This is a genomic window from Gulosibacter chungangensis (genome assembly GCF_008831155.1).
GTDB lineage: Bacteria > Actinomycetota > Actinomycetes > Actinomycetales > Microbacteriaceae > Gulosibacter > Gulosibacter chungangensis.
In genome coordinates this window covers 212,362-231,898 of the sequence record NZ_WBKB01000002.1, presented here as the reverse complement: position 1 = coordinate 231,898, position 19,537 = coordinate 212,362, and the positions used below count along the sequence as shown (strand labels likewise).

Below are 19,537 nucleotides of genomic sequence, written 5' to 3'. Positions count from 1 at the left end.
GGTCACTACTCCTGCGTCGTGTTTTCCGTGTTGGTTCCCGAAACCTCTGTCGCCACCGGTGCATCCCAGTTCTTGGCGAGCAGCGCCCGCAAATCACCGAGGAGCTGCGGCACAGGTTTCGTCTTCCCGATAATCGGCATGAAGTTCGCGTCTCCGAACCATCGCGGCACGATGTGCTGGTGGAAGTGTTCGGCAATGCCCGCACCTGCGACCGAGCCCTGGTTCATCCCGATATTGAAGCCACCGGCGTTGGTCGAGCGGCGCAGCACACCCATTGCGTGCTGCGTGAGCTTCCCAATCTCGAAGAGCTCCTCATCAGTGAGCTCGTCGTACATCGCAACGTGACGATAAGGGCAGACCAGCAGATGTCCGGAGTTATAGGGGTACAGGTTCATCACCACGTAGGCGAGTTCGCCCCGGTAGACCACGAGCCCATCTTCATCCGTCTTCTTCGGGACCTCGCAGAAGGCGCAGGCGGCTTCAGGCTTGGCCCGTTCCCCACCGTCATTGATGTAAGTCATCCGATGCGGGACCCAGGTGCGTTGGATCTCGTCGGGGACCCCCGCGAATTCCTCCGCGGGGGTCACCTCAACGCCGTCAAGTTCTCCCTCTGGAAACCCGAGGAAGCCTGTCATTACAGGTCCTCAGCGGTGTTAATGTTCTTGCGCTCAGCGATGGCGTTCATGATCAGGGTGAGCGCCTCATCCACCGGAACGCCGTTTCGCTGCGAGCCGTCCCGGAAGCGGAAGGAGACGGCGTTCTGCGAACGGTCCTCTTCCCCGGCAATGAGCTGGAATGGGATCTTCGCCTTGGTGTGAGTGCGGATCTTCTTCGGCATCCGATCGTCGGAGTCGTCGAGCTTCGCGCGCACGCCCTTGCTCTTCAACTGCTTGATCACGCCGCCGAGGTACTCAGCGTATTCCTCGGCCACGGGGATGCCGACAACCTGCTCTGGCGAGAGCCACACCGGGAAGGCGCCAGCGTAGTGCTCGAGCAGAATCGCGAAGAAGCGTTCGATCGAACCGAGCAGTGCTCGGTGAATCATGATCGGCTGCTTGCGAGTGCCGTCAGCCGCGGCGTATTCGAGTTCGAAGAGTTCAGGCTGGTTGAAGTCGAGCTGCACGGTGGAAAGCTGCCAGGTGCGGCCGATCGCGTCGCGTGCCTGTACCGAGATCTTCGGTCCATAGAAGGCGGCACCGGCCGGGTCATCAACGAGTTCGAGCCCTGACTCTTCGCCAACCTCACGGAGGGTGTCCTCGGCGACCTGCCACTGCGCATCCGTACCCACCGACTTTTCCGGGTCGCGGGTTGACAGCTCGAGATAGAAGTCATTCAGGCCGTAGGCGCGCAGGGTGTCGAAGACGAAGTCGAGTTGTCGCTTGATCTCGTCTTTGACCTGCTCGTCCGTCACGTAGATGTGGGCGTCATCCTGCGTCAGGCCGCGCACTCGGGTCAGGCCTGAGAGCGTACCGCTCTTTTCATAGCGGTAGACCGTTCCGAACTCCGCCAGGCGCAGTGGCAGCTCGCGGTAGCTGCGGGCGCGGGCGCGGAAGATGAGGTTGTGGAACGGGCAGTTCATCGGCTTCAGGTAGTAGTCCTGGCCGGGCTTAGTGACATTGCCCTCGTCGTCGGTGACCTCGTCAAGGTGCATGGCCGGGAACATGCCGTCCTTGTACCAATTGAGGTGCTGACTGGTCTCGAAGAGAGTGCCCTTGGTGATGTGCGGGGTGTTCACGAGTTCGTAGTCGTGTGCGAGCAGCTGCTCGCGCATGTACGACTCGATCTCATGCCGGATGATCCCGCCCTTGGGGTGGAATACCGCGAGGCCCGAGCCAATTTCGTCGGGGAAGGAGAACAGGTCGAGTTCCACACCGAGCTTGCGGTGGTCGCGCTTCGCGGCTTCCTCGAGGCGAGTCTTGTAGGCCACGAGTTCATCCTTCGTGGGCCACGCGGTGCCGTAGATGCGCTGCAGCATTGGGTTCTTTTCGCTACCGCGCCAGTAGGCACCGGAGCTGCGCAGCAACGACCAACCGTTGCCAAGCAGTCGAGTAGATGGCAGGTGCGGGCCGCGGCAGAGGTCTGACCAGCAAGTCTCGCCCGATTTAGCGTCGACATTGTCGTAGATCGTCAATTCGCCTTCGCCAACTTCGACGTTTTCGTTGTCCGCAGAACCGGCACCGCCCTTGAGCGACACGAGCTCGAGTTTGTACGGCTCGTTTGCGAGTTCTTCTCGCGCGTCATCGTCACTCACCGACCGACGCGAGAACCGCTGGCCCTGCTTGACGATGTTCTTCATTTCCTTTTCGATCGCCTTGAGATCTTCCGGAGTGAAGGGGTTGTCGACGTCGAAGTCGTAGTAGAAGCCGTCCTTAATGAACGGACCAATGCCGAGGGTGGTGCCCGGGAAGAGCTTCTGCACCGCCTGAGCGGTCACGTGTGCGGCCGAGTGCCGCAGGATGTTCATGCCGTCTTCGCTGTCGATGGTGACGGCTTCGGCGACCTGACCCGCCTCGACCTCGCGGAAGAGGTCGAGGAGTTCCCCGTTTACACGCATCGCAACCACGGCGGGGTTCTTCGGTGCATCTTGGAAGAGCGTGAAACCGTCAGTCGTCGTCGTCGCTTCCACTCGCAGCGGTGCGGTTTCTTGCTTGACGTCGAATTGACTCACGTCGGCTCCTTGATTGCTTGTCTTGTGACGGTGATTTTGTGCCCCGGCTGCAATAGATTTCGCGCACCGGCACAGAGTTTCATTCTAGGCCGGACTAACCGGTGATGACCGCGCCGCCGAGTGCGTCAACGTAGTTCTCGGGGTTCGCGGTGTTAATGATCCAGTTCTCCCCCACCAGCAGGTGGGTTTCCACGATGAGATCGAGGGAGCTCTGCACCACTTCGTCGATTTGCGAAGTGTCGTTAAAGACGGTGATCACGACCGAGTCGCTGCAGCGACCCGCGACCGCATCCCAATCGCCCGGGTCGAGTTCTTCCCACTCGGGACATTCGCCGCCAGCTTCCACGTAAAGATCGCGCAGCTCCTCGAGCGAGTCGTATGTGGTTGCTTCACCCGTGATGGTGGGTTCCGAGGATGAATCGCCGCCGGAGCAGCCAACCAAGGCGATGGATGCGACACCGAGAGTCACGAGGAACGGAATGGATTTGCGAGGCTGCGGCGTATTCACGCCCTTGACCTTACCTGGAGACGGGCATTGTCATGTGAAGTCTCTGCTCCCGAGCCGTCTACTTTCGGGCAACTACGACCAAGTAGGTGCAGGTCACGCCCGACGCGTTAGCAAACGTGCAGTCCGCTGAGCTCCCGAGCTCAAGGCTGTCGCCTGCCCCAAGCCGGTGCACCGTGTCGCCTTCGGTGAAAGCCAGTTGCCCGTCCAGCACGAACACGAGCTGTTGCAAAAATGCGAAGGCCGAGGCCGGATACGAGGTTGACTCCCCCGCGGGTAATTCGACGTGTGTGATCTCGAAGGTCAGGGATGAGCCGGCGTGTGGGGCTATTTGCCGCCGCACATAACCTGTTGCTGGGTCCATCCACTGCGGATGTTCGGCAAATCGAGTCAGGCGGACAGCTTCCTCCCCTTCGACTCCCCCAAGCAGAGTAGAAATCGTGAGGCCAAATGCTGCCGAGAGCTTCCCCAGCACTGCGGCCGTGGGACTGCTCGCGCCGCGCTCCACCTTATTGATCTGAGCTCGCGATACCTGTGACCGCTCGGCCAGCTCGGTCAGCGACCAGCCGCGCGCTTCACGCTCTCGAAGGATGCGCGCACCAAGCCGAACGTCGAAGTCACCGCCCTCATATTCGTTGATCGGCGGAGTGCTCACGACAGTTCCTGGAGCGTGGCGGCGAAGTCCTGCCACAGCACTTCGGTCGGCTCGCAACCCACGGACAAGCGCACAAATCCCGCGGCGACCTCATCGCCCCAGCGTGCGCGCCGCTCGGCAGTGGTGTGGGTACCGCCGAAGCTCGTTGCGGGTATGACATACTCCGCCCTCGTAATGAACTGTTCTGCCGCATCCGCATGCGCGAACGTGACGCCCACCAAGCTGCCACCGCTCGACATTTGCCGAGCCACGATCTCCCGCGCGGGATGTGTCGGAAGCCCCGGATAGACCACGTCAACAATCGCCGGATGCTCCAAGAAGCGTTCCGCAATAAGACCTGCGCTGGTGCACATCCGTTCGTATCGGAGCTCGAAACTCTCGAGCCCTCGATGCACCAACCAAGCCTCCAGCTGTCCGGGAATTCCACCGGCCAAGGTTCGCCACTCTCGCACCGCATCGAGTACCGAAGCATCACGCGAAGCAACGTGGCCGAGCAATGCGTCCGAGTGCCCGTTGAGAGCCTTTGTATCGGATGCCACGACGATATCGGCGCCGAGGTTGAGCGGTTGTTGCCCCAGGACCGTCATGGTCGTGTTGTCCACCACGACTAGCGCTCCGGCCCGGTGAGCTCGGCGCGCGACGTCCGCGATCTCGCACACGTCCAATCGTGGATTCGACGGTGTCTCTACGAAGACCAATTTGAAACCGGTGAAGTCTTTGTCCCCGTAGTCAGGGGTCGCGCAAAGTTCGATCTGGACGCCTTGCGGGGTGAGGTATTTCTCGGCCATGCTTCGGGTGTTGTAGTAACCATCTGAGGGCAAGAGAACGCGGTCTCCGTGCTCGAGCTGAGTCATCAGTACGGCGGCAATCGCGGCCATCCCCGAAGGGAAGATGACAGTGTCGGCGTCTTCCAGGATGCTCAAAGAAGTTTCGAGGGCCGCCCAGGTCGGGGTGTTCCATCGGCCATACCCGAATGGAGCGTTTGGCTCTCCGGGCAAGAGAAATGCGCTCGCAGCCACCAGCGGCGGTACCAGCGGGTCACCTGGGCGCAGCGTGCCTGCTCGGCGGTGCAGCATCTTGGCTACGTGGCTGCTGTTCTCGGCATTGGGCATTAAACGAACTCCTTAACGAGACATCTGTCTCATAAAGGAAACGCTAGGACCGCTCGAGTTTGTCGTCAAGGAAGACATGAATGCCGAGACATACGCTGTCTCGGCATGATTTCGTATTTAAATCTGTGCGCGATACTGGGATCGAACCAGCGCGAAAACTTCAGGGGAGGAAGCATCGCTTCCGACCTGTTTTTGCGAGGTCACTGCGGGCGACCGATGCTAAGTAAACCTGTGCGCGATACTGGGATCGAACCAGTGACCTCTTCCGTGTCAGGGAAGCGCGCTACCGCTGCGCCAATCGCGCGTTTCTCTTGTGAGATTCGCTATTTTGAGGTGACGACGGGATTCGAACCCGTGTAAACGGCTTTGCAGGCCGCTGCCTCGCCTCTCGGCCACGTCACCGTGTGGGATTCGCCTCCCGTGCAAGAAGGCCAGCTCGAAAGCTAGCCTCCTCAACACTCGAGCGGATGACGAGACTCGAACTCGCGACCCTAACCTTGGCAAGGTTATGCGCTACCAACTGCGCTACATCCGCATCGTGCTTAGGACTCTCTCGAGCGCCTCAGCACTCGAACTACATTAGTGCAATTCATCGGGATTGCCAAATCGACCTTTGGCCCTACTGTTGTCGCAGGATTTCCGTGACTCGTTTGCGGTCCCAGACCGAGAACTCCGTGCCAGATTTCATCTTTCGGTGACGCGCAAGGCCGTCGGCAACCGCAGCATCCGTCGCGAGTGAACCATCACGAAGCCCGGCATTCGTCAAAATCTTCCCAACCTGCACCGCGGACAGCCCGAGAGGCTTGCCGAGTTCAGTCATCGTTGCCCACTTCCCTGTGGAGCGCTTTGCAGCGCCGTTATCGCCAGAACCATCCCCGCCACTCGTGCGACTCGTGCCACTCGAAGAAGGCTGCCTCGCGGCCGCTGCGGCCGAACGTTCGGCGATATTCTCAATCACACCAGTCTGCGCCCCGAAGTCACGCTTGGATGCCGCGTTTGCGTACTCATCCGCCAAGCTGTTTAGCGGCGTGGAGTTTGACCGGTCGTGTGCCCGCACCCATTCGAAGGTCACCGGAACGGTTGCGCGGCGCGCTTCGACGAGGTCGATAATCTCGAAGATCAGCTCCATATTCTTCTTACCGGTTACACCCTTACGCCGCCACGCCGGCCCCCATGTGGTGACGGAGTTGATGGCGTATTGAGAGTCCGCCAGCACATGCAGCGGTTGGTTCGGATTTGCTTGGATGGCCCGAAGGATTGCCGTGAGCTCGCCGATGTTGTTAGTTCCCTGCCCAAGATGCTCAGCTCCCCAGCGGCCATCTTCAGCCACCCAGGCACAACCACACGGGCCGGGGTTGGGTACTGCAGAGCCGTCGGTTCCAACTACGAGTGGTGAGGTCATTTTGCTCCTCATCTGGGCAATTGCCCGACACTTTCCAAGGACGAGAAAACCCCTGCCGAAGCAGGGGTTTCAGAGTTTGTTCGTTCGCGATACTGGGATCGAACCAGCGCGAAAACTTCGAGGGAGGAAGCATCGCTTCTGACCTGTTTTCGCGAGGTCACTGCCGGTAACCCGTGCTACGTAGACTCGTGCGCGATACTGGGATCGAACCAGTGACCTCTTCCGTGTCAGGGAAGCGCGCTACCGCTGCGCCAATCGCGCGTTTCTCTTGTGAGATTCGCTGTGTTACGAGGTGACGACGGGATTCGAACCCGTGTAAACGGCTTTGCAGGCCGCTGCCTCGCCTCTCGGCCACGTCACCGTGTTGGGATTCTATTTCCCGTGCAACAAGGTGGGCCTTGATCACACTCGAGCGGATGACGAGACTCGAACTCGCGACCCTAACCTTGGCAAGGTTATGCGCTACCAACTGCGCTACATCCGCATCGTGCCTTACGACTCTCTCGAGCGCCTCAGCACTTGAAATACATTAGACCACTCCCCCGAGGAATGCCAACTTGAAGCGAAAATTCCCGCAGTTTTCCTTCGCTATTCCCCCAACCATGCGGATCGCGACCCTCACATACGGCGTGTCAGACACGAGCGGACGCCATTGCAGACACCCGCAACACATCCACAGACACGCCGAACCCTCTGATTAGCCAAGACCGGAAACTATGTGGCAAGATAAATCTTCGTTATGGGCCATTAGCGCAGTGGTAGCGCGCTTCCTTCACACGGAAGAGGTCACTGGTTCGAACCCAGTATGGCCCACCCAAGTGTCGCTGCTCAAACATGCGACTTCCTCGGGTTTGACCTCGCTCGAACCGCGAGCATACCGATCTCACAGACCAGCGTGCCCACGGTTCAAGAATCGTGTCGGATGGTTCACCCGACTCCACTTCCAGTCACAGGATGACTTCACCTTCCGTTGCGACGACCCTACCTCCAGCAATCACCAGCGATCGAGGTGCGACACGCGTCAGGGCGTCGGCAACGTTCTGCGCGTCCAGGAGCACGATGTCAGCCCGGCAACCCGGCTTCAGCTCGTGCTGGTCACGGTCCACGAACCTTGCGGCATGACTGCTGGCCAGCTCGACAGCGTAAGTCAGGTCTGCGTCGGTGTGAAGACCGTGCAGCCGGGCAAATCCGAGTGCAATGGCGAGCATGTCACCGTCACCAAAGGGCGACCACAGGTCTCGAATGCCATCAGTGCCCAACCCCAGAAGAATTCCGAGGTTCCGCATCCCTTGCCAGGGCAACGGTGCGCTGCGGACAGGGGCGACGGTGGTCCAGCTGATCCCTGACTCGGCCAGCGCGTTCAGCATCTTCTCGGACACATCACCAGAAAGCTCACCCAGAGCAAAACCGTGCGAAACGTTCACCCGACCGGCCAGGCCGAGCGCACGAGTGCGTTCGATCAGTAGCTCGTATTGAAACGCACCAAGATCGCCATGGTCGTGGAGGTGGATGTCGATTCCGACCTGACGCCGGTCAGCGATCTCGAACAGCGCATCCAACTGACCGACGGGGTCGCGATCGATGGTTGCAGGGTCGAGCCCTCCGATAGCTGAGATCCGACCTTCGGCTGCCGCCTGGTCGAGCAGGTCGAGCACCCCGGGGCGACGCAGCACTCCGTCTTGCGGGAATGCGACCAACTCCACATCTATCGCGCCATCGAGGCTTGCGGCAGCCTCCTGCACCATGTGCAGTCCGCGCAACCCCGTCCCGAGATCCACATCGACGTGACTGCGCGTCGCTGTAGTGCCGTGCCGGAGGAACTCCCGGAGTATCCGCGTAGCGCCGTCCGCGCTAGGAATACCGTACTTGTCTCGCTCGGCGCGTTCGTGGGCGATCCGGCCCTCCGTCGTATCCTCGCCTCCGTACGAGACCCAGGGTTGCCCCCACCAGCTCTTGTCCACGTGTGCGTGCGCGTTCACGAATCCGGGAAGGGCGAGCAGGCCGCGCCCGTCAATGACCTCGACCCTGGATGCTTCTTCTGCACGGTCGACGGTGCGGTGGGGCCGAGCCTCGGTAATCACCCCGGCTTCGATGAGCAGATCCACGGGTGCTTTGCCCCACGGTCGCACATTGCTTACGATTAGCATGACGGTCAAGGGTTCCTTTCGTTTAGGTTTACAATCCGGTCGCAGCTCAGGGAACCGACGAAAAGGAACGTCGAATCCTCGATGTTGTCCTTGGCATTCGGGCCCTCTGGTGCTGGTCCCATGTCTCGCTCATCACTCCTTGGCGAAGCGCGAGCGCGGCCTGCCGTCATGAACTCCGCCTCAGCTCATGCACTTCATCGCTGCTCGTATCCGTATGGGCTCGGAGCAGGCGTGTTACCAAGTCGGCGTCGTGCGACGCGATCGCGTCGACTAGCGCGACATGCTCGGCGTGAATCACCACGGTATCGCTATGCTGACGGTGCAGCCAGGCCAAGCGGGGTCGGATCAGGCTGAGCAGTTCGTGCGTGATCGTACCCAGGCACTGCTCAAGGAGAGCGTCGTGGAATCGTGCGTTCAACTCGACGGCATTCTCGCCGTCACCCACCTCTATGGCGAGGCCAGCTCGTGATACCGAGTCTCTCAGCGCGTCGACCTGTTCGGGGTTCGCCGTGCGCGCCAACCTAGCAGCCAGCACTTCTTCCAACATTGCATTGAGCAGGATGAGCTCATCGATCTCGGCATCCGAATAGGACCGCACCTCCATGCCGCCACCAGGGCGTTCACTGGTGTATCCCTCGGCTTGAAGGTCACGCAGCGCCTCCCGCACAGGTACCCGTGAGACCCCGAGTTCTTCTGCGATTCGATGCTCCACCAGCCGAGAGGAGGGCGGATACGCACCTGCTGCAATCCGTGCGCGGATCGTGTCACGGACTTCATTCGTCTTCTGGTTCGGCCGAGGCATAATTTTAGTATACTACCTGCTATCGCGACTGCAGCCATTCAGCTAGGTTCGGTAGATTAAGACGGGCTTGGCTCCGCTGGTCGGTGCCGCCATCGCAGGCCTGACCTACGCGGTCATCACCGGTGTGAACCGCGAAGCGATCGATGTCTCGGGTGAGGTCGAGTAGCCAATCGCACCCCACGCATCCACCCACCAAAAACGTCCGGCCGGGAAAGGTTCCCGGCCGGACGTTTTGACATTCAGCGGCTCATACGAGCGACGGTGTCGCGGCTCCCGTGGATGCAATGAGTCGCGAGACCGAGCGCAGGTACTTTTTGCGGTACCCGCCTTCGAGCATCCCACCACCGAAGATCTGGTCAAGCGAATGCCCTGAGGCAATGATCGGAATCTGCGCGTCATAGACGCGGTCGATAAACGCCACGAATCGCAAGGCTTCGGCTTGGTTCGTAAGTTCCCGAACGTCATCGATCACGATCGTGTCGATCCCGTCGAGCATCCGGACATACTTCGAGGGGTGCACCTTCGCGAGGTGCTCAATCACACTCGAGAACTCGTCGCGACTGACGGTCTCCCCTGACGCGATCCGTGCATCCACCTGACCATCAATTTCGGCCGCGGGCGTCACGACTGCCTTGCCCTCAACCGCGCGGCGGCGATAGTCAACACCGTCAATGCGTACCGTCTCGAAGACAGCGGCCAGCTTTGTGATCTCGCGAAGGAAGTCTTGCGCGGCAAAGCGCCCCTCGCCGAGCGCATTCGGCGGTGTGTTCGAGGTGGCCATTACGCAGGTGCCCGTGGCGACAAGTTCGCCCAGCAGCTTCGACATCACCATCGTGTCACCCGGATCGTCGAGCTCAAATTCGTCGATTGCGATCAGCGATGCGCCGGTGAAGGCCTTCACCGCGTTCTGATACCCGAGGGCGCCAACGAGCGCGGTGTATTCGATGAAGGTGCCGAAATACTTCCGACCAGGGTAGGCATGCCAGGTAGCAGCAAGCAGGTGAGTCTTACCAACGCCGAAGCCACCGTCGAGATAGATCCCTGGCTTCGTGCTGCTCGACTTTTTGCTGAAGAGAATGCGGGACAAGAACCCGCGGCCGCCGCTGGTCGAACCCTTGACGTCGCATGCAAAGGCGCGGCAAAGCTCCACAGATTCGGCCTGTGAGGGGTGGTTCTCGTCCGGAATATAGTTGTCGAAGCTCGCGTTCTTGAACTGCGGTGGCGGTACGAGTGCCTGCACCATGTCGTGGGCGCTCATCTGAGGGACCCGATCGGTTAGCTGGACGATGCCACCTGATACCACTTAACGCTCCTGCGTCGAAAAATACTCGGACACTCAACAGTACGCGGATTTGCTTCCATTATTAAGCTTTCAGATGACCGGGACGACATATTCTTCACCACCGCACAGCCCTCGTCTAGCCTTGGATGCGCGACCCGTTTCGTAATCAGATCAGGAGAGTTTCGTGAGCATTGACTTTGATCAGCAGCCAAAATTCGCCGAGTACGCCCACCCGGAGCGTCTCGTGTCCACCCAGTGGCTTGCTGAGAATCTCGACCGAGACGGACTCGTTGTAGTTGAGTCCGACGAGGACGTCCTGCTCTACGACACCGGGCACATCCCGGGCGCAGTGAAAATCGACTGGCACACGGACCTCAATGACGAAGTCGTTCGCGACTACGTCGACGGTGAAGGGTTCGCGAAACTGCTCGGCAGCCTTGGCATCTCCCGCGACGACACCGTCGTGATCTACGGCGACCGTTCCAACTGGTGGGCTGCCTACGCGCTGTGGGTCTTCACGCTCTTCGGCCACGAAGACGTGCGGCTGCTTGATGGGGGTCGCGACAAGTGGATTGCCGAGGGGCGCGAACTCACCCGCGAAATACCGGCCCGTACCCCGGTGGAATATCCGGTCGTCGCGCGCAATGACGTCAAGATTCGTGCCACCCGCGACCAGGTGCAAGAGCACCTCCTAGTGGGCGGCCCGCTGCTGGACGTGCGCAGTCCGCTCGAATATTCGGGTGAGCGCACCACGATGCCTGATTACCCCGATGAGGGCGCCCTGCGTGGCGGCCACATCCCCACGGCAAAGAACGTGCCCTGGGCACGAGCCGCAAACGAAGACAGCACGTTCAAGACTCGCGCCGAGCTTGAAGCGGTCTACCAAGACGAGTTGGGGTATCAGCCGGCTAAGAGCCTTGTCGCGTACTGCCGTATCGGTGAGCGCTCAAGCCACACCTGGTTCGTGCTGCAGTATTTGCTTGGTTTCGACCACGTCCGTAACTACGACGGCTCATGGACCGAATGGGGTTCACTTGTCGGCGTCCCGATCGTAAAGGGTGAAGAACCCGGAGAGTTGCAGCAGCGATGAGCAATATTCCCGCACAGCTTGCGGAGATCCGCGAGGATTTCCACGCCGTTCCCGACGCTGAAAAGCTCACGCTATTGCTGGAATTTTCGGACGAGCTCCCAGAGGTTCCTGAACAGTACGCGGATGTTGAGTTCGAACAGGTCATTGAATGCCAGTCCCCCGTGTTCATCACGACCGAAGTCGTGGATGACCGCGTGAAGATGTTCGCAAAAGCTCCGCCAGAAGCCCCCACCACGCGCGGCTTTGCCTCCATCCTGGTGCAGGGCCTCAGTGGCCTCACCACTCAAGAGGTTCTCGATATCCCGGCAGACTTCCCGTTCGACCTCGGGATCACCAAGCAGGTCTCCCCCCTGCGACTTCGCGGTATGGTCGGGATGCTGGGTCGCGTCAAGCGCCAGGTGCAGGAGCACCTCAGCCACACCACGGCTGCCGCGAGCTAGCCACCGGCAAAGTCACGGCAAACCCAGCCAATCGCATCCATCACCAGCCTGCAGCAAGGAAGAACATTGTCCCACGTGATCGAGGCCATGCCCGACCCCGATTTCCTGCACGTGCTGGTGACAAGAAGCGCAGTGGCTCCGGACATGCTCGACCTGCGCAACCCTGCTGTCGAGGAACAGCTCCGCGCGCTCTACACACCCCCTCGGCAGGCCTGGGTGCGGATGAACATGATCGGGTCGCTCAATGGCCGTGTCACGGGGTCGGATGGCACCTCCGACACGCTCTCAAACCGGGCGGACCGTCGCATCCTCACCATCATCCGCAAGATGAGTGACGCAATCGTGGTTGGGGCTGAGACGCTTCGCAATGAGCGACACCTCTCGACTCGGCCTACCTGGCTGTGCGTGGTCACCTCGTCCGGGAACCTCGCGGGCCACCGAATCTCAACCGAGGATGCGGCAGCTTCGGTCTTGGTCTGTTGCCCTCCGGCTGCACGAGCGGAGGTCGAACGGACCCTGCCTGGCGCGCATATCCATCACCTGGAGTCGCAGGACGGCAAGCTCCCGCTCGACGGCGTGCTCACGGCCCTACGAGACCGTGGACTGCACCAAATCGTGGTCGAAGGTGGCAATCGGCTCATTAGCCAGTTCCTTGATCAGGGCAAGCTCGACGAGATTTGTCTCACTCAGGCCCCCGTGTTCGCACCGAATGAGGCTACTTCCTTACCCGGTTCCATCGCGGGTACAAAATTTGAGCGCGAGTTGCTGTTGGAAGACTCCGCGCAGTTCTTGTACCAACGCCTCGTGACGAACTCACCCCGGCAGTCGGCCACCGCTTAGACGCGTTCATCCAGCCACTGACCAACGACCCGTTCCCAGCGCTGCGGCTCTCGGTTCCACAGCCGCACGTGCCGAGCACCCGCAAACTCTTCGTATTGCACGAGTTCGGGGATAGCGGCAGCGAGCTTCCGGCTCGGACCAACTGGGACGACAGTGTCACCCGTGGAATGCAAGAGCAGTACTGGGACATCCAGTTCGTGCGCTCGGGCCACGAGATCGACTTCTTCCAGATTGATTGGCTCTTTGAGACGCATAATTGCGCGGCCCAGTCGTGAGTGCAGCAACCAATTTGCGAACCGCTTGGAGCGATCTGGCAGGTGCTTCACGCTCGGTTGAAATTCGATCGTGGCCCGCCAATCGACGCCCGGCGATTCCAACATGATCCCTTCGACGAGCGGGCTGTACCGCGAGCGAAAGTACGCCTGCGCGGCGATGGTGCCCCCCATAGACCATCCGGCAAGCAGGATGCGTCGAGCCCCCTTCGAGACAGCCCACTCAATTGCGGCGTCTACATCTCGCCATTCGGTGAGGCCCAGCCCATAGCGACCACCCGGCGCTGACGGGGCGCCCCGATCGTTGCGGTACGTGATCACCAGTGAATTCCAACCGCGTTCCGCTGCCAGCGGCACGGTCCGCAGTGGCTCTACGCGCGTCGCACCGCGCCCGTGGACATGAATCATCCAGTGTCCGGGCTTCGGTTCTGTTGCGGGCACGAGCCACGCCGGTGCCCGGCCCAGCTCCGTTGGAATCATCACCGTTTCCCAAGGCAGTCCCAGGTCTTTAATTCCACGTTGCGGTGCGGACATCACCCGCACGGTCTTCGCTGCCTGAATTGGTACGCCCTCCACACCGTGATAGCGCCGCGTTACGGTAAATGCGGTGGCGTCGATGGTCTCATCAAGTATCGCTCGCCCCAGCCCGTGGCCCCAGGACAGCGTGTACTGTCCGGCCTGTTCGGATTCCGTCGTGCGTTGCAACTCAATCTGACCCGATCCGGGCGTACCGGGGTTTTCGGTCACCGCGTACACGTGCACGTTTTCCGGCGCAACCGGCCGACTGGCCACGAGCGTTTTTGCCAGTAGAACGCCGAGACCCGCAATCGTCACTCCGGTAAAGCCACTCGCTCCGAGCACAAATGCACCCAAGCGGAGGGTCCAGTTCGTCGATCGAACCATACTTTCCCCGTCGTCCCCTTACTCATCGGCGCGCCTGCGAAGTCGCTGCGTGACGCGTGCTTACTCTCGGTCTCGTGGTGGTCAGTTTGCATCCAGTTCCAGCGGAATTCGATCGCGCCGCAGAATCAATTCGGGCGGTCGAGTTCCGAAGCGATCTGCGCGTTCAAGAAATCCGTCCGCCAGAGGACTTGGCACCAAATTCTTTGGCACTCGCCGCCGATGTTAGCCCCGGTCAGCTTGAAGGGGACTCACATTTTGGCACCGGCCGCTTCATTATGCTGCACGATCTGTCTGAGCCTGAAGCCTGGCGGGGCCCCTTCCGCGTGGTCTGTTTTGCGCAGGCCCCCCTTGAAACCGATATCGGTGCGGATGCAATGCTCCCCGATGTTGCGTGGTCCTGGCTCATTGACGCACTCGAGAACGACCAAGCTGACTACGACTTTGCTTCCGGAACCGTTACCGTCGTCAATTCCAAAGGGTTTGGCGAACTCACTGAGCAGGGTGAAGGCTCGCAGATCGAGATGCGCGCATCCTGGTCACCGCAGTCGGATGATCTAGCGCCGCACGTTTCGGCGTGGAGCACGCTGCTTTGTATGCTGAGTGGACTGCCACCCGTAGATTCAAGTGAGGTCCCCGCCATCCGACATCAAGCAAGGAACCATGGCCGCCGCTGACGCACGTCGCGAAGCGCGTGGCGGTCTCGATGTAATCGATACCCCCGCGCAGTTGACTTCTGCCGTTGAACGACTCCGCGCCGGTCACGGTCCGGTTGCCATCGATACCGAGCGCGCGTCGGGGTTTCGCTACTCCGACCGCGCCTATTTGGTACAAATTTTTCGGCGGGGCTCCGGCACCTTGTTGATCGACCCAATCCCCTTCGGCTCCTTGGCCGAGGTGGCCGAGGCAATCCAAGAAGAGCAGTGGATTCTGCACGCCGCCACGCAGGATCTGCCCTGCATGCGCGAAATCGATCTAATTCCTTCTAGCCTTTTTGACACCGAGCTCGCCTCTCGACTGCTCGGTAAAGAACGCGTTGGCCTCGGAGCGGTGGTCGAAGAGCTGCTCGGCATCGAACTCGCCAAGGCACACTCTGCGGACGATTGGTCCACCAGGCCCCTCCCAACATCGTGGCTCGCGTATGCCGCGCTTGACGTTGAGCTCCTCGTGGATCTCCGGGATCGGCTGGCAGGGCAGCTTGTTGAGTCGGGAAAGGCGGAATGGGCACGGCAGGAGTTTGAATTCCTGCTTGATTTTCGCCCAAAACCGCAGGATCCAGAACGCTGGCGAAGGCTCTCGAGGATTCACTCGCTGCGGTTTCCTCGCCAGCTCGCGATTGCCCGCGAGCTGTGGCTGGCCCGGGACGAATACGCCAGGGAGACTGACACTGCTCCGGGCCGAATTGTCCCGGACCGCGCACTGACGGCGGCTGCCGCTGCGTTGCCGCGCACCCGCGGCCAGCTTGCGGCGCTCAAGGAGTTCACCGGCAAGCAGTCCCGTTCGCAGCTTGACCGCTGGTGGAGCGCGGTGGAACGGGGGTTGCAGACCCGCGACCTCCCGAAGCGCACAAGCGGCAATCGCAATGGCGTGCCGCATCCAAAATCCTGGCAACACAAGCGGCCGGAAGCGGATGCTCGATTCAAGATCACCCGACCGGCTATCGCGGCCATGGCCGAAGAGCTGCAGCTTCCGACCGATAACCTGCTCACGCCGGCCTTCCTGCGCCAGGTTTGCTGGGAGCCAACCGGCGCGGATGCTGAATCGATTTCGCAACAACTCGCTAGGCTGGGAGCACGCGAGTGGCAAATCGACATCACAGCCCCAATCATCGCCGAGGCTTTTGTCGCTGCTACACAAGATGATATTGTCTGATTAGTACGGCATGGATAAACTTGTGAGCTGAGTTGCCCGCGAAGTGGCGGACACAAAGTGGCTAGGAGGATACGTGACCGGATCCGAGGTCTATTTCATCGATGGTGCTCGCACACCGTTCGGCCGTGCCGGAGAGAAAGGGATGTACTGGCAAACGCGTGCGGATGACCTCGTAGTCAAGAGCATGCGTGCGCTCATTGAACGCAACCCCGAAATCCCCGGCGATCGATATGACGATGTGGCCATTGCCGCCACGACCCAACAGGGTGACCAGGGCCTCACGCTCGGCCGCACCTCGGCGCTCCTCGCGGGTCTGCCGAATTCCGTTCCGGGACTGGCCATTGACCGCATGTGCGCGGGCGCGATGACCGCTGCTTCGCTCATGGGTGGCGCAATCGGCTTCGGTCAGTACGATGTCGCAATCGCCGGCGGCGTCGAACACATGGGGCGCCACCCGATGGGCTTCAACGCCGATCCCAACCCACGCTTTCTTTCCGAGCGGCTCGTCGATGCTGAAGCACTCAACATGGGCAACACCGCCGAACGGCTGCACGATCGATTCCCCGAACTCACCAAGGAACGAGCCGACCACTACGCGATGCGTTCACAGCAGAAGACTGCCGCTGCGTATGAGGCGGGCAAGTTCGACCGTGACCTCGTGCCCGTAGCCATCGAATCGGAAGCCGGCTGGGGCCTCGCGATCCGCGACGAGCATCCACGCCCCGATACCAGTATGGAAGGTCTGAGCGGTCTGAAGCCCCCCTTCCGCCCGCACGGCAAGGTCACTGCGGGAAACGCTTCCCCGCTCACCGACGGCGCCACAGCCTCGATTCTCGCGTCAAAGGACGCCGTCAAGGAACTCGGTCTCAAACCGCGGATGCGCCTGGTGTCATTCGGATTTGCCGGTGTTCAGCCCGAGGTCATGGGCCTCGGGCCCGTGCCATCGACCGAACGCGCGCTCAAACGCGCGGGACTCAAGATCGACGACATTGGACTGTTCGAACTGAATGAAGCATTTGCCGTGCAGGTACTCTCTTTCCTCGACCACTTCGGGATTGCCGACGATGACCCCTCGGTAAACCCCTACGGGGGCGCAATTGCCATCGGTCACCCGCTGGCCGCGAGCGGTGTTCGCCTCATGATGCAGCTGGCTAATCAATTCGAAGAGCACCCGGAGGTGCGATACGGCGTTACCGCCATGTGTGTCGGCCTCGGTCAGGGCGGCACCATGATTTGGGAGAACCCAAACTGGAACCGTAAGAAGCACGCGCGAGCAGGAAAGTAGAAGCGGAATTGAAGATCCAACCATTCGACCCCAGTTACTACGATTCCCTCGCCAATGCGGTTGAGGGCGAGGTTATTACCGAAGCGAAGGTCCGCGATATCACCCTGCCCTCGGGCAAGGTGCTGGTGCTGATTACGCTCGACAATAATCAGGACTACAAACGTCCCAATACGCTCGGTCCCAACACCCTCGTCGCGCTTGGGCAGACACTCGAGAACCTTCGATCACGGGCCAAGGCAAAAGAGATCGACGCCATCGCGATCACCGGCAAACGATTCAGCTTCGCCGCCGGCGCCGACCTCTCCCTCGTGGACCAAATTCCGAGCCCTCGAGAAGGCCGTCTCCTCGCAGAACTCGGACACAACACTCTCGGCATGCTCAGCGATATGGGAGTACCGAGCTTCGCCTTCGTCAACGGCCTTGCCCTCGGTGGTGGGCTCGAAATTGCCCTCAACTCCGATTACCGGACCATCGACGCATCCTGCCCGGCGGTGGCGCTCCCCGAGGCCTATCTGGGCCTCGTTCCCGGCTGGGGTGGCGCGACCCTGCTGCCAAACCTCATCGGCATTGAGAATGCGCTTAAGGTCATTATCGAGAACCCGCTGAAGATGAATCGGATGTTGCAGCCGCAGCAGGCATTCGAACTCGGGATTTTCGACCGGCTCATCGAGCCCGTGAACTTCCTCGAGGACTCGCTGAAGTTTGCCGATGCGGTGCTCTCCGGCAATGAGAAGGTTTCGCGACCCAACCAACCGGGCAAGGTCGAGCGTGCGGTGAAATGGGATGTCGCGATCAAGATTGCCCGCAAAGCCGTCGAAGCGCGCCTCGGCACCGTGCCGGTAGCGCCTTTCCGCGCACTCGACATTCTCGCGATCGCGAAACACAATGACCGAGCCAAGGGTTTTGAGGCCGAAAACGAAGCTCTCGGCGAGCTCATCGTTGGCGACCAGTTTGTGGCCTCGATGTATGCCTTCAACCTCGTACAGAAGCGCGCGAAGCGTCCCGCAGGTGCTCCCGATAAATCACTCGCGCGAAAGATTTCGAAGGTCGGAATCGTCGGTGCTGGTCTGATGGCCACGCAGTTTGCCACGCTCTTTGTGCGACGACTCAAAGTCCCAGTCATCATGACTGATATTGATCAAGATCGCGTGGACCGCGGAGTTGCGGGGGTGCACGCCGAACTCGACAAGCTTGCCGCCAAGGGAAGACTCGACGCGGACAACCACAACCGGCTCAAGGCTCTCGTAACCGGCACCACCGACCGCTCGCAGTTCGCCGACTGCGACTGGGCGATCGAAGCGGTCTTTGAGGAGGTCAAGGTGAAGCAGGATGTCTTCACTGACCTCGAGAAGATTGTCTCCGAGGACGCCATTCTTGCAACCAACACTTCATCGCTCTCAGTGGATGAGATCGCGAGCGTCCTGCAGCGGCCCGAGCGCTTTGTCGGTTTCCACTTCTTCAACCCCGTCGCGGTAATGCCGCTAATCGAAGTGGTCAACGCCACGAAGACCGACGAGGAAACGCTTGCCACGGCCATGGCCGTTGCCAAGAACCTCAAGAAGTCGGCTGTCATTACCCGTGACCGCCCGGGATTCGTGGTCAACCGTGTGCTCGCAAAGATCCTCGGGGAGGCGATGCACGCGGTGGATACCGGCACGCCAATTGACGTGGTCGACACCGCCCTAGAGCCCCTGGGCCTCCCCATGACCCCCTTCGAGCTCCTCGAGCTCGTTGGCTTGAAGGTTGGCGCGCATGTGTTGGAGTCACACCATGCACCCTTCCCCGAGCGCTTCTTCGAATCGAAGAACCTTGATCAGCTCGCCGATGCCGGAGCAAAGCTGATCGAACGTGATGGGAAGGGGCAGAAGAAGGGCTACACGAAGGAATTCAAGAAGATTGTCGGCACCGAGGCGAATACCCCGATGACCGGCCCTGAATTCCGTGATCGAGTCGAGACGGGACTCGCCGATGAGATCCACATCATGCTTGAGGAACAGGTGGTCCAAGCAGTCAAGGACATTGACCTGTGCCTGATTCTAGGCGCTGGTTTCCCGCTGTACTCAGGTGGCATCACTCCCTACCTCGACCGTGTTGGGGCCAGCGAAAAGGCCTTTGGGACGACATTCCATTCGCCAGTGATCCGAGGCGTGGCACACCTCTAGTCGCCACAGCTTCGCTTCCGGAAGCCCTTTTGGGACTGCGCCCAGCAGTCCCAAAAGGGCTTCTTCCTATCCGCGCAGGGAACCTTCAACCGCATTTCCACAG

17 protein-coding genes and 7 tRNA genes are annotated in these 19,537 nt (G+C 60.6%); 8 read left to right on the top strand and 16 right to left on the bottom strand.

Annotated elements, in window-relative coordinates:
• Positions 1 to 5 precede the first annotated feature (5 nt).
• The 12 genes from F8O05_RS04465 to F8O05_RS04410 form a co-directional block, all read right to left on the bottom strand.
• Positions 6 to 635 carry an HIT family protein gene (locus F8O05_RS04465; RefSeq protein ID WP_158051551.1) on the bottom strand — a complete coding sequence of 210 codons (630 nt, stop codon included), beginning with the start codon at positions 633 to 635 and terminating at the stop codon, positions 6 to 8.
• Positions 635 to 2,554: a threonine--tRNA ligase gene (gene thrS, locus F8O05_RS04460; protein ID WP_225735756.1), complete on the bottom strand. Its 1,920-nt coding sequence runs from the start codon at positions 2,552 to 2,554 to the stop codon at positions 635 to 637. Before thrS ends, F8O05_RS04465 begins: the two co-directional genes overlap by 1 nt.
• A gap of 208 nt (positions 2,555 to 2,762) precedes the next feature.
• Positions 2,763 to 3,176: a hypothetical protein gene (locus F8O05_RS04455; RefSeq protein ID WP_158051549.1), complete on the bottom strand. Its 414-nt coding sequence runs from the start codon at positions 3,174 to 3,176 to the stop codon at positions 2,763 to 2,765.
• 58 nt (positions 3,177 to 3,234) lie between these two features.
• Positions 3,235 to 3,828 carry a helix-turn-helix domain-containing protein gene (locus tag F8O05_RS04450; protein WP_225735728.1) on the bottom strand — a complete coding sequence of 198 codons (594 nt, stop codon included), beginning with the start codon at positions 3,826 to 3,828 and terminating at the stop codon, positions 3,235 to 3,237.
• Positions 3,825 to 4,940, bottom strand: coding sequence for a cystathionine gamma-lyase (locus tag F8O05_RS04445; RefSeq protein WP_158051548.1), 1,116 nt, complete (start codon positions 4,938 to 4,940; stop codon positions 3,825 to 3,827). Before F8O05_RS04445 ends, F8O05_RS04450 begins: the two co-directional genes overlap by 4 nt.
• Positions 4,941 to 5,172: 232 nt before the next feature.
• Positions 5,173 to 5,244, bottom strand: a tRNA-Val gene (locus F8O05_RS04440).
• Between the two features lie 27 nt (positions 5,245 to 5,271).
• Positions 5,272 to 5,342 (bottom strand) — tRNA-Cys (locus F8O05_RS04435).
• 60 nt (positions 5,343 to 5,402) lie between these two features.
• Positions 5,403 to 5,475, bottom strand: a tRNA-Gly gene (locus F8O05_RS04430).
• Between the two features lie 84 nt (positions 5,476 to 5,559).
• Complete coding sequence (locus F8O05_RS04425) at positions 5,560 to 6,342, bottom strand: ribonuclease HI (RefSeq protein WP_192497034.1); 783 nt, start codon at positions 6,340 to 6,342, stop codon at positions 5,560 to 5,562.
• A 189-nt stretch (positions 6,343 to 6,531) separates the two neighbouring features.
• Positions 6,532 to 6,603 (bottom strand) — tRNA-Val (locus tag F8O05_RS04420).
• A 29-nt stretch (positions 6,604 to 6,632) separates the two neighbouring features.
• Positions 6,633 to 6,703: transfer RNA gene (locus tag F8O05_RS04415), tRNA-Cys, on the bottom strand.
• A 50-nt stretch (positions 6,704 to 6,753) separates the two neighbouring features.
• Positions 6,754 to 6,826: transfer RNA gene (locus F8O05_RS04410), tRNA-Gly, on the bottom strand.
• Between the two features lie 257 nt (positions 6,827 to 7,083).
• Here F8O05_RS04410 and F8O05_RS04405 point away from each other — a divergent pair.
• A tRNA-Val gene (locus F8O05_RS04405) sits at positions 7,084 to 7,155 on the top strand.
• 134 nt (positions 7,156 to 7,289) lie between these two features.
• Here the strand turns inward: F8O05_RS04405 and F8O05_RS04400 are convergent.
• The 3 genes from F8O05_RS04400 to zapE form a co-directional block, all read right to left on the bottom strand.
• Positions 7,290 to 8,489, bottom strand: coding sequence for an amidohydrolase (locus F8O05_RS04400; RefSeq protein WP_158051751.1), 1,200 nt, complete (start codon positions 8,487 to 8,489; stop codon positions 7,290 to 7,292).
• A gap of 166 nt (positions 8,490 to 8,655) precedes the next feature.
• A complete protein-coding gene (locus F8O05_RS04395) occupies positions 8,656 to 9,291 on the bottom strand; it encodes a GntR family transcriptional regulator (protein ID WP_158051546.1) in 636 nt (211 codons plus the stop codon).
• Positions 9,292 to 9,538: 247 nt separating this feature from the next.
• Positions 9,539 to 10,549 carry a cell division protein ZapE gene (gene zapE / locus F8O05_RS04390; RefSeq protein ID WP_158051545.1) on the bottom strand — a complete coding sequence of 337 codons (1,011 nt, stop codon included), beginning with the start codon at positions 10,547 to 10,549 and terminating at the stop codon, positions 9,539 to 9,541.
• A 208-nt stretch (positions 10,550 to 10,757) separates the two neighbouring features.
• Between zapE and F8O05_RS04385 the strand changes: the two genes are divergently transcribed.
• The 3 genes from F8O05_RS04385 (at position 10,758) to F8O05_RS04375 (ending at position 12,943) form a co-directional block, all read left to right on the top strand.
• Positions 10,758 to 11,663 carry a sulfurtransferase gene (locus F8O05_RS04385; protein ID WP_158051544.1) on the top strand — a complete coding sequence of 302 codons (906 nt, stop codon included), beginning with the start codon at positions 10,758 to 10,760 and terminating at the stop codon, positions 11,661 to 11,663.
• On the top strand, positions 11,660 to 12,103 hold the full coding sequence (locus F8O05_RS04380; RefSeq protein WP_158051543.1) for a SufE family protein: 444 nt from the start codon (positions 11,660 to 11,662) through the stop codon (positions 12,101 to 12,103). The genes F8O05_RS04385 and F8O05_RS04380 overlap by 4 nt, the downstream gene beginning before the upstream one ends.
• 75 nt (positions 12,104 to 12,178) lie before the next feature.
• Complete coding sequence (locus F8O05_RS04375; RefSeq protein WP_225735755.1) at positions 12,179 to 12,943, top strand: dihydrofolate reductase family protein; 765 nt, start codon at positions 12,179 to 12,181, stop codon at positions 12,941 to 12,943.
• Here F8O05_RS04375 and F8O05_RS04370 read toward each other — a convergent pair.
• Entirely contained in the window at positions 12,940 to 14,118 is a 1,179-nt protein-coding gene (locus F8O05_RS04370; protein ID WP_158051541.1) for an alpha/beta hydrolase family protein, read from the bottom strand. The two genes, F8O05_RS04375 and F8O05_RS04370, sit on opposite strands and share 4 nt — an antisense overlap.
• 86 nt (positions 14,119 to 14,204) lie before the next feature.
• Here F8O05_RS04370 and F8O05_RS04365 point away from each other — a divergent pair, with 86 nt between their 5' ends.
• The 4 genes from F8O05_RS04365 (at position 14,205) to F8O05_RS04350 (ending at position 19,434) form a co-directional block, all read left to right on the top strand.
• On the top strand, positions 14,205 to 14,792 hold the full coding sequence (locus F8O05_RS04365) for a DUF3000 domain-containing protein (RefSeq protein ID WP_225735727.1): 588 nt from the start codon (positions 14,205 to 14,207) through the stop codon (positions 14,790 to 14,792).
• The gene (locus F8O05_RS04360) at positions 14,779 to 15,987 is read left to right on the top strand and encodes an HRDC domain-containing protein (RefSeq protein WP_158051540.1); all 1,209 of its coding nucleotides are present in this window, start codon (positions 14,779 to 14,781) and stop codon (positions 15,985 to 15,987) included. The genes F8O05_RS04365 and F8O05_RS04360 overlap by 14 nt, the downstream gene beginning before the upstream one ends.
• 73 nt (positions 15,988 to 16,060) lie before the next feature.
• Complete coding sequence (locus F8O05_RS04355) at positions 16,061 to 17,272, top strand: thiolase family protein (protein ID WP_158051539.1); 1,212 nt, start codon at positions 16,061 to 16,063, stop codon at positions 17,270 to 17,272.
• A gap of 8 nt (positions 17,273 to 17,280) precedes the next feature.
• A complete protein-coding gene (locus F8O05_RS04350; protein WP_158051538.1) occupies positions 17,281 to 19,434 on the top strand; it encodes a 3-hydroxyacyl-CoA dehydrogenase NAD-binding domain-containing protein in 2,154 nt (717 codons plus the stop codon).
• The last annotated feature ends 103 nt before the right edge of the window (positions 19,435 to 19,537 follow it).

Excerpts from the sequence above, each read along its gene's own strand:
- F8O05_RS04380 (WP_158051543.1), top strand. The coding sequence starts at position 11,660 with ATGAGCAATATTCCCGCACAGCTTGCGGAGATCCGCGAGGATTTCCAC.
- F8O05_RS04445 (WP_158051548.1), bottom strand. The coding sequence starts at position 4,940 with ATGCCCAATGCCGAGAACAGCAGCCACGTAGCCAAGATGCTGCACCGC.
- F8O05_RS04360 (WP_158051540.1), top strand. The coding sequence starts at position 14,779 with ATGGCCGCCGCTGACGCACGTCGCGAAGCGCGTGGCGGTCTCGATGTA.
- F8O05_RS04465 (WP_158051551.1), bottom strand. The coding sequence starts at position 635 with ATGACAGGCTTCCTCGGGTTTCCAGAGGGAGAACTTGACGGCGTTGAG.
- zapE (WP_158051545.1), bottom strand. The coding sequence starts at position 10,549 with ATGAGCGCCCACGACATGGTGCAGGCACTCGTACCGCCACCGCAGTTC.
- F8O05_RS04395 (WP_158051546.1), bottom strand. The coding sequence starts at position 9,291 with ATGCCTCGGCCGAACCAGAAGACGAATGAAGTCCGTGACACGATCCGC.
- F8O05_RS04400 (WP_158051751.1), bottom strand. The coding sequence starts at position 8,489 with ATGCTAATCGTAAGCAATGTGCGACCGTGGGGCAAAGCACCCGTGGAT.
- F8O05_RS04425 (WP_192497034.1), bottom strand. The coding sequence starts at position 6,342 with ATGACCTCACCACTCGTAGTTGGAACCGACGGCTCTGCAGTACCCAAC.
- thrS (WP_225735756.1), bottom strand. The coding sequence starts at position 2,554 with ATGCGTGTAAACGGGGAACTCCTCGACCTCTTCCGCGAGGTCGAGGCG.
- F8O05_RS04370 (WP_158051541.1), bottom strand. The coding sequence starts at position 14,118 with ATGGTTCGATCGACGAACTGGACCCTCCGCTTGGGTGCATTTGTGCTC.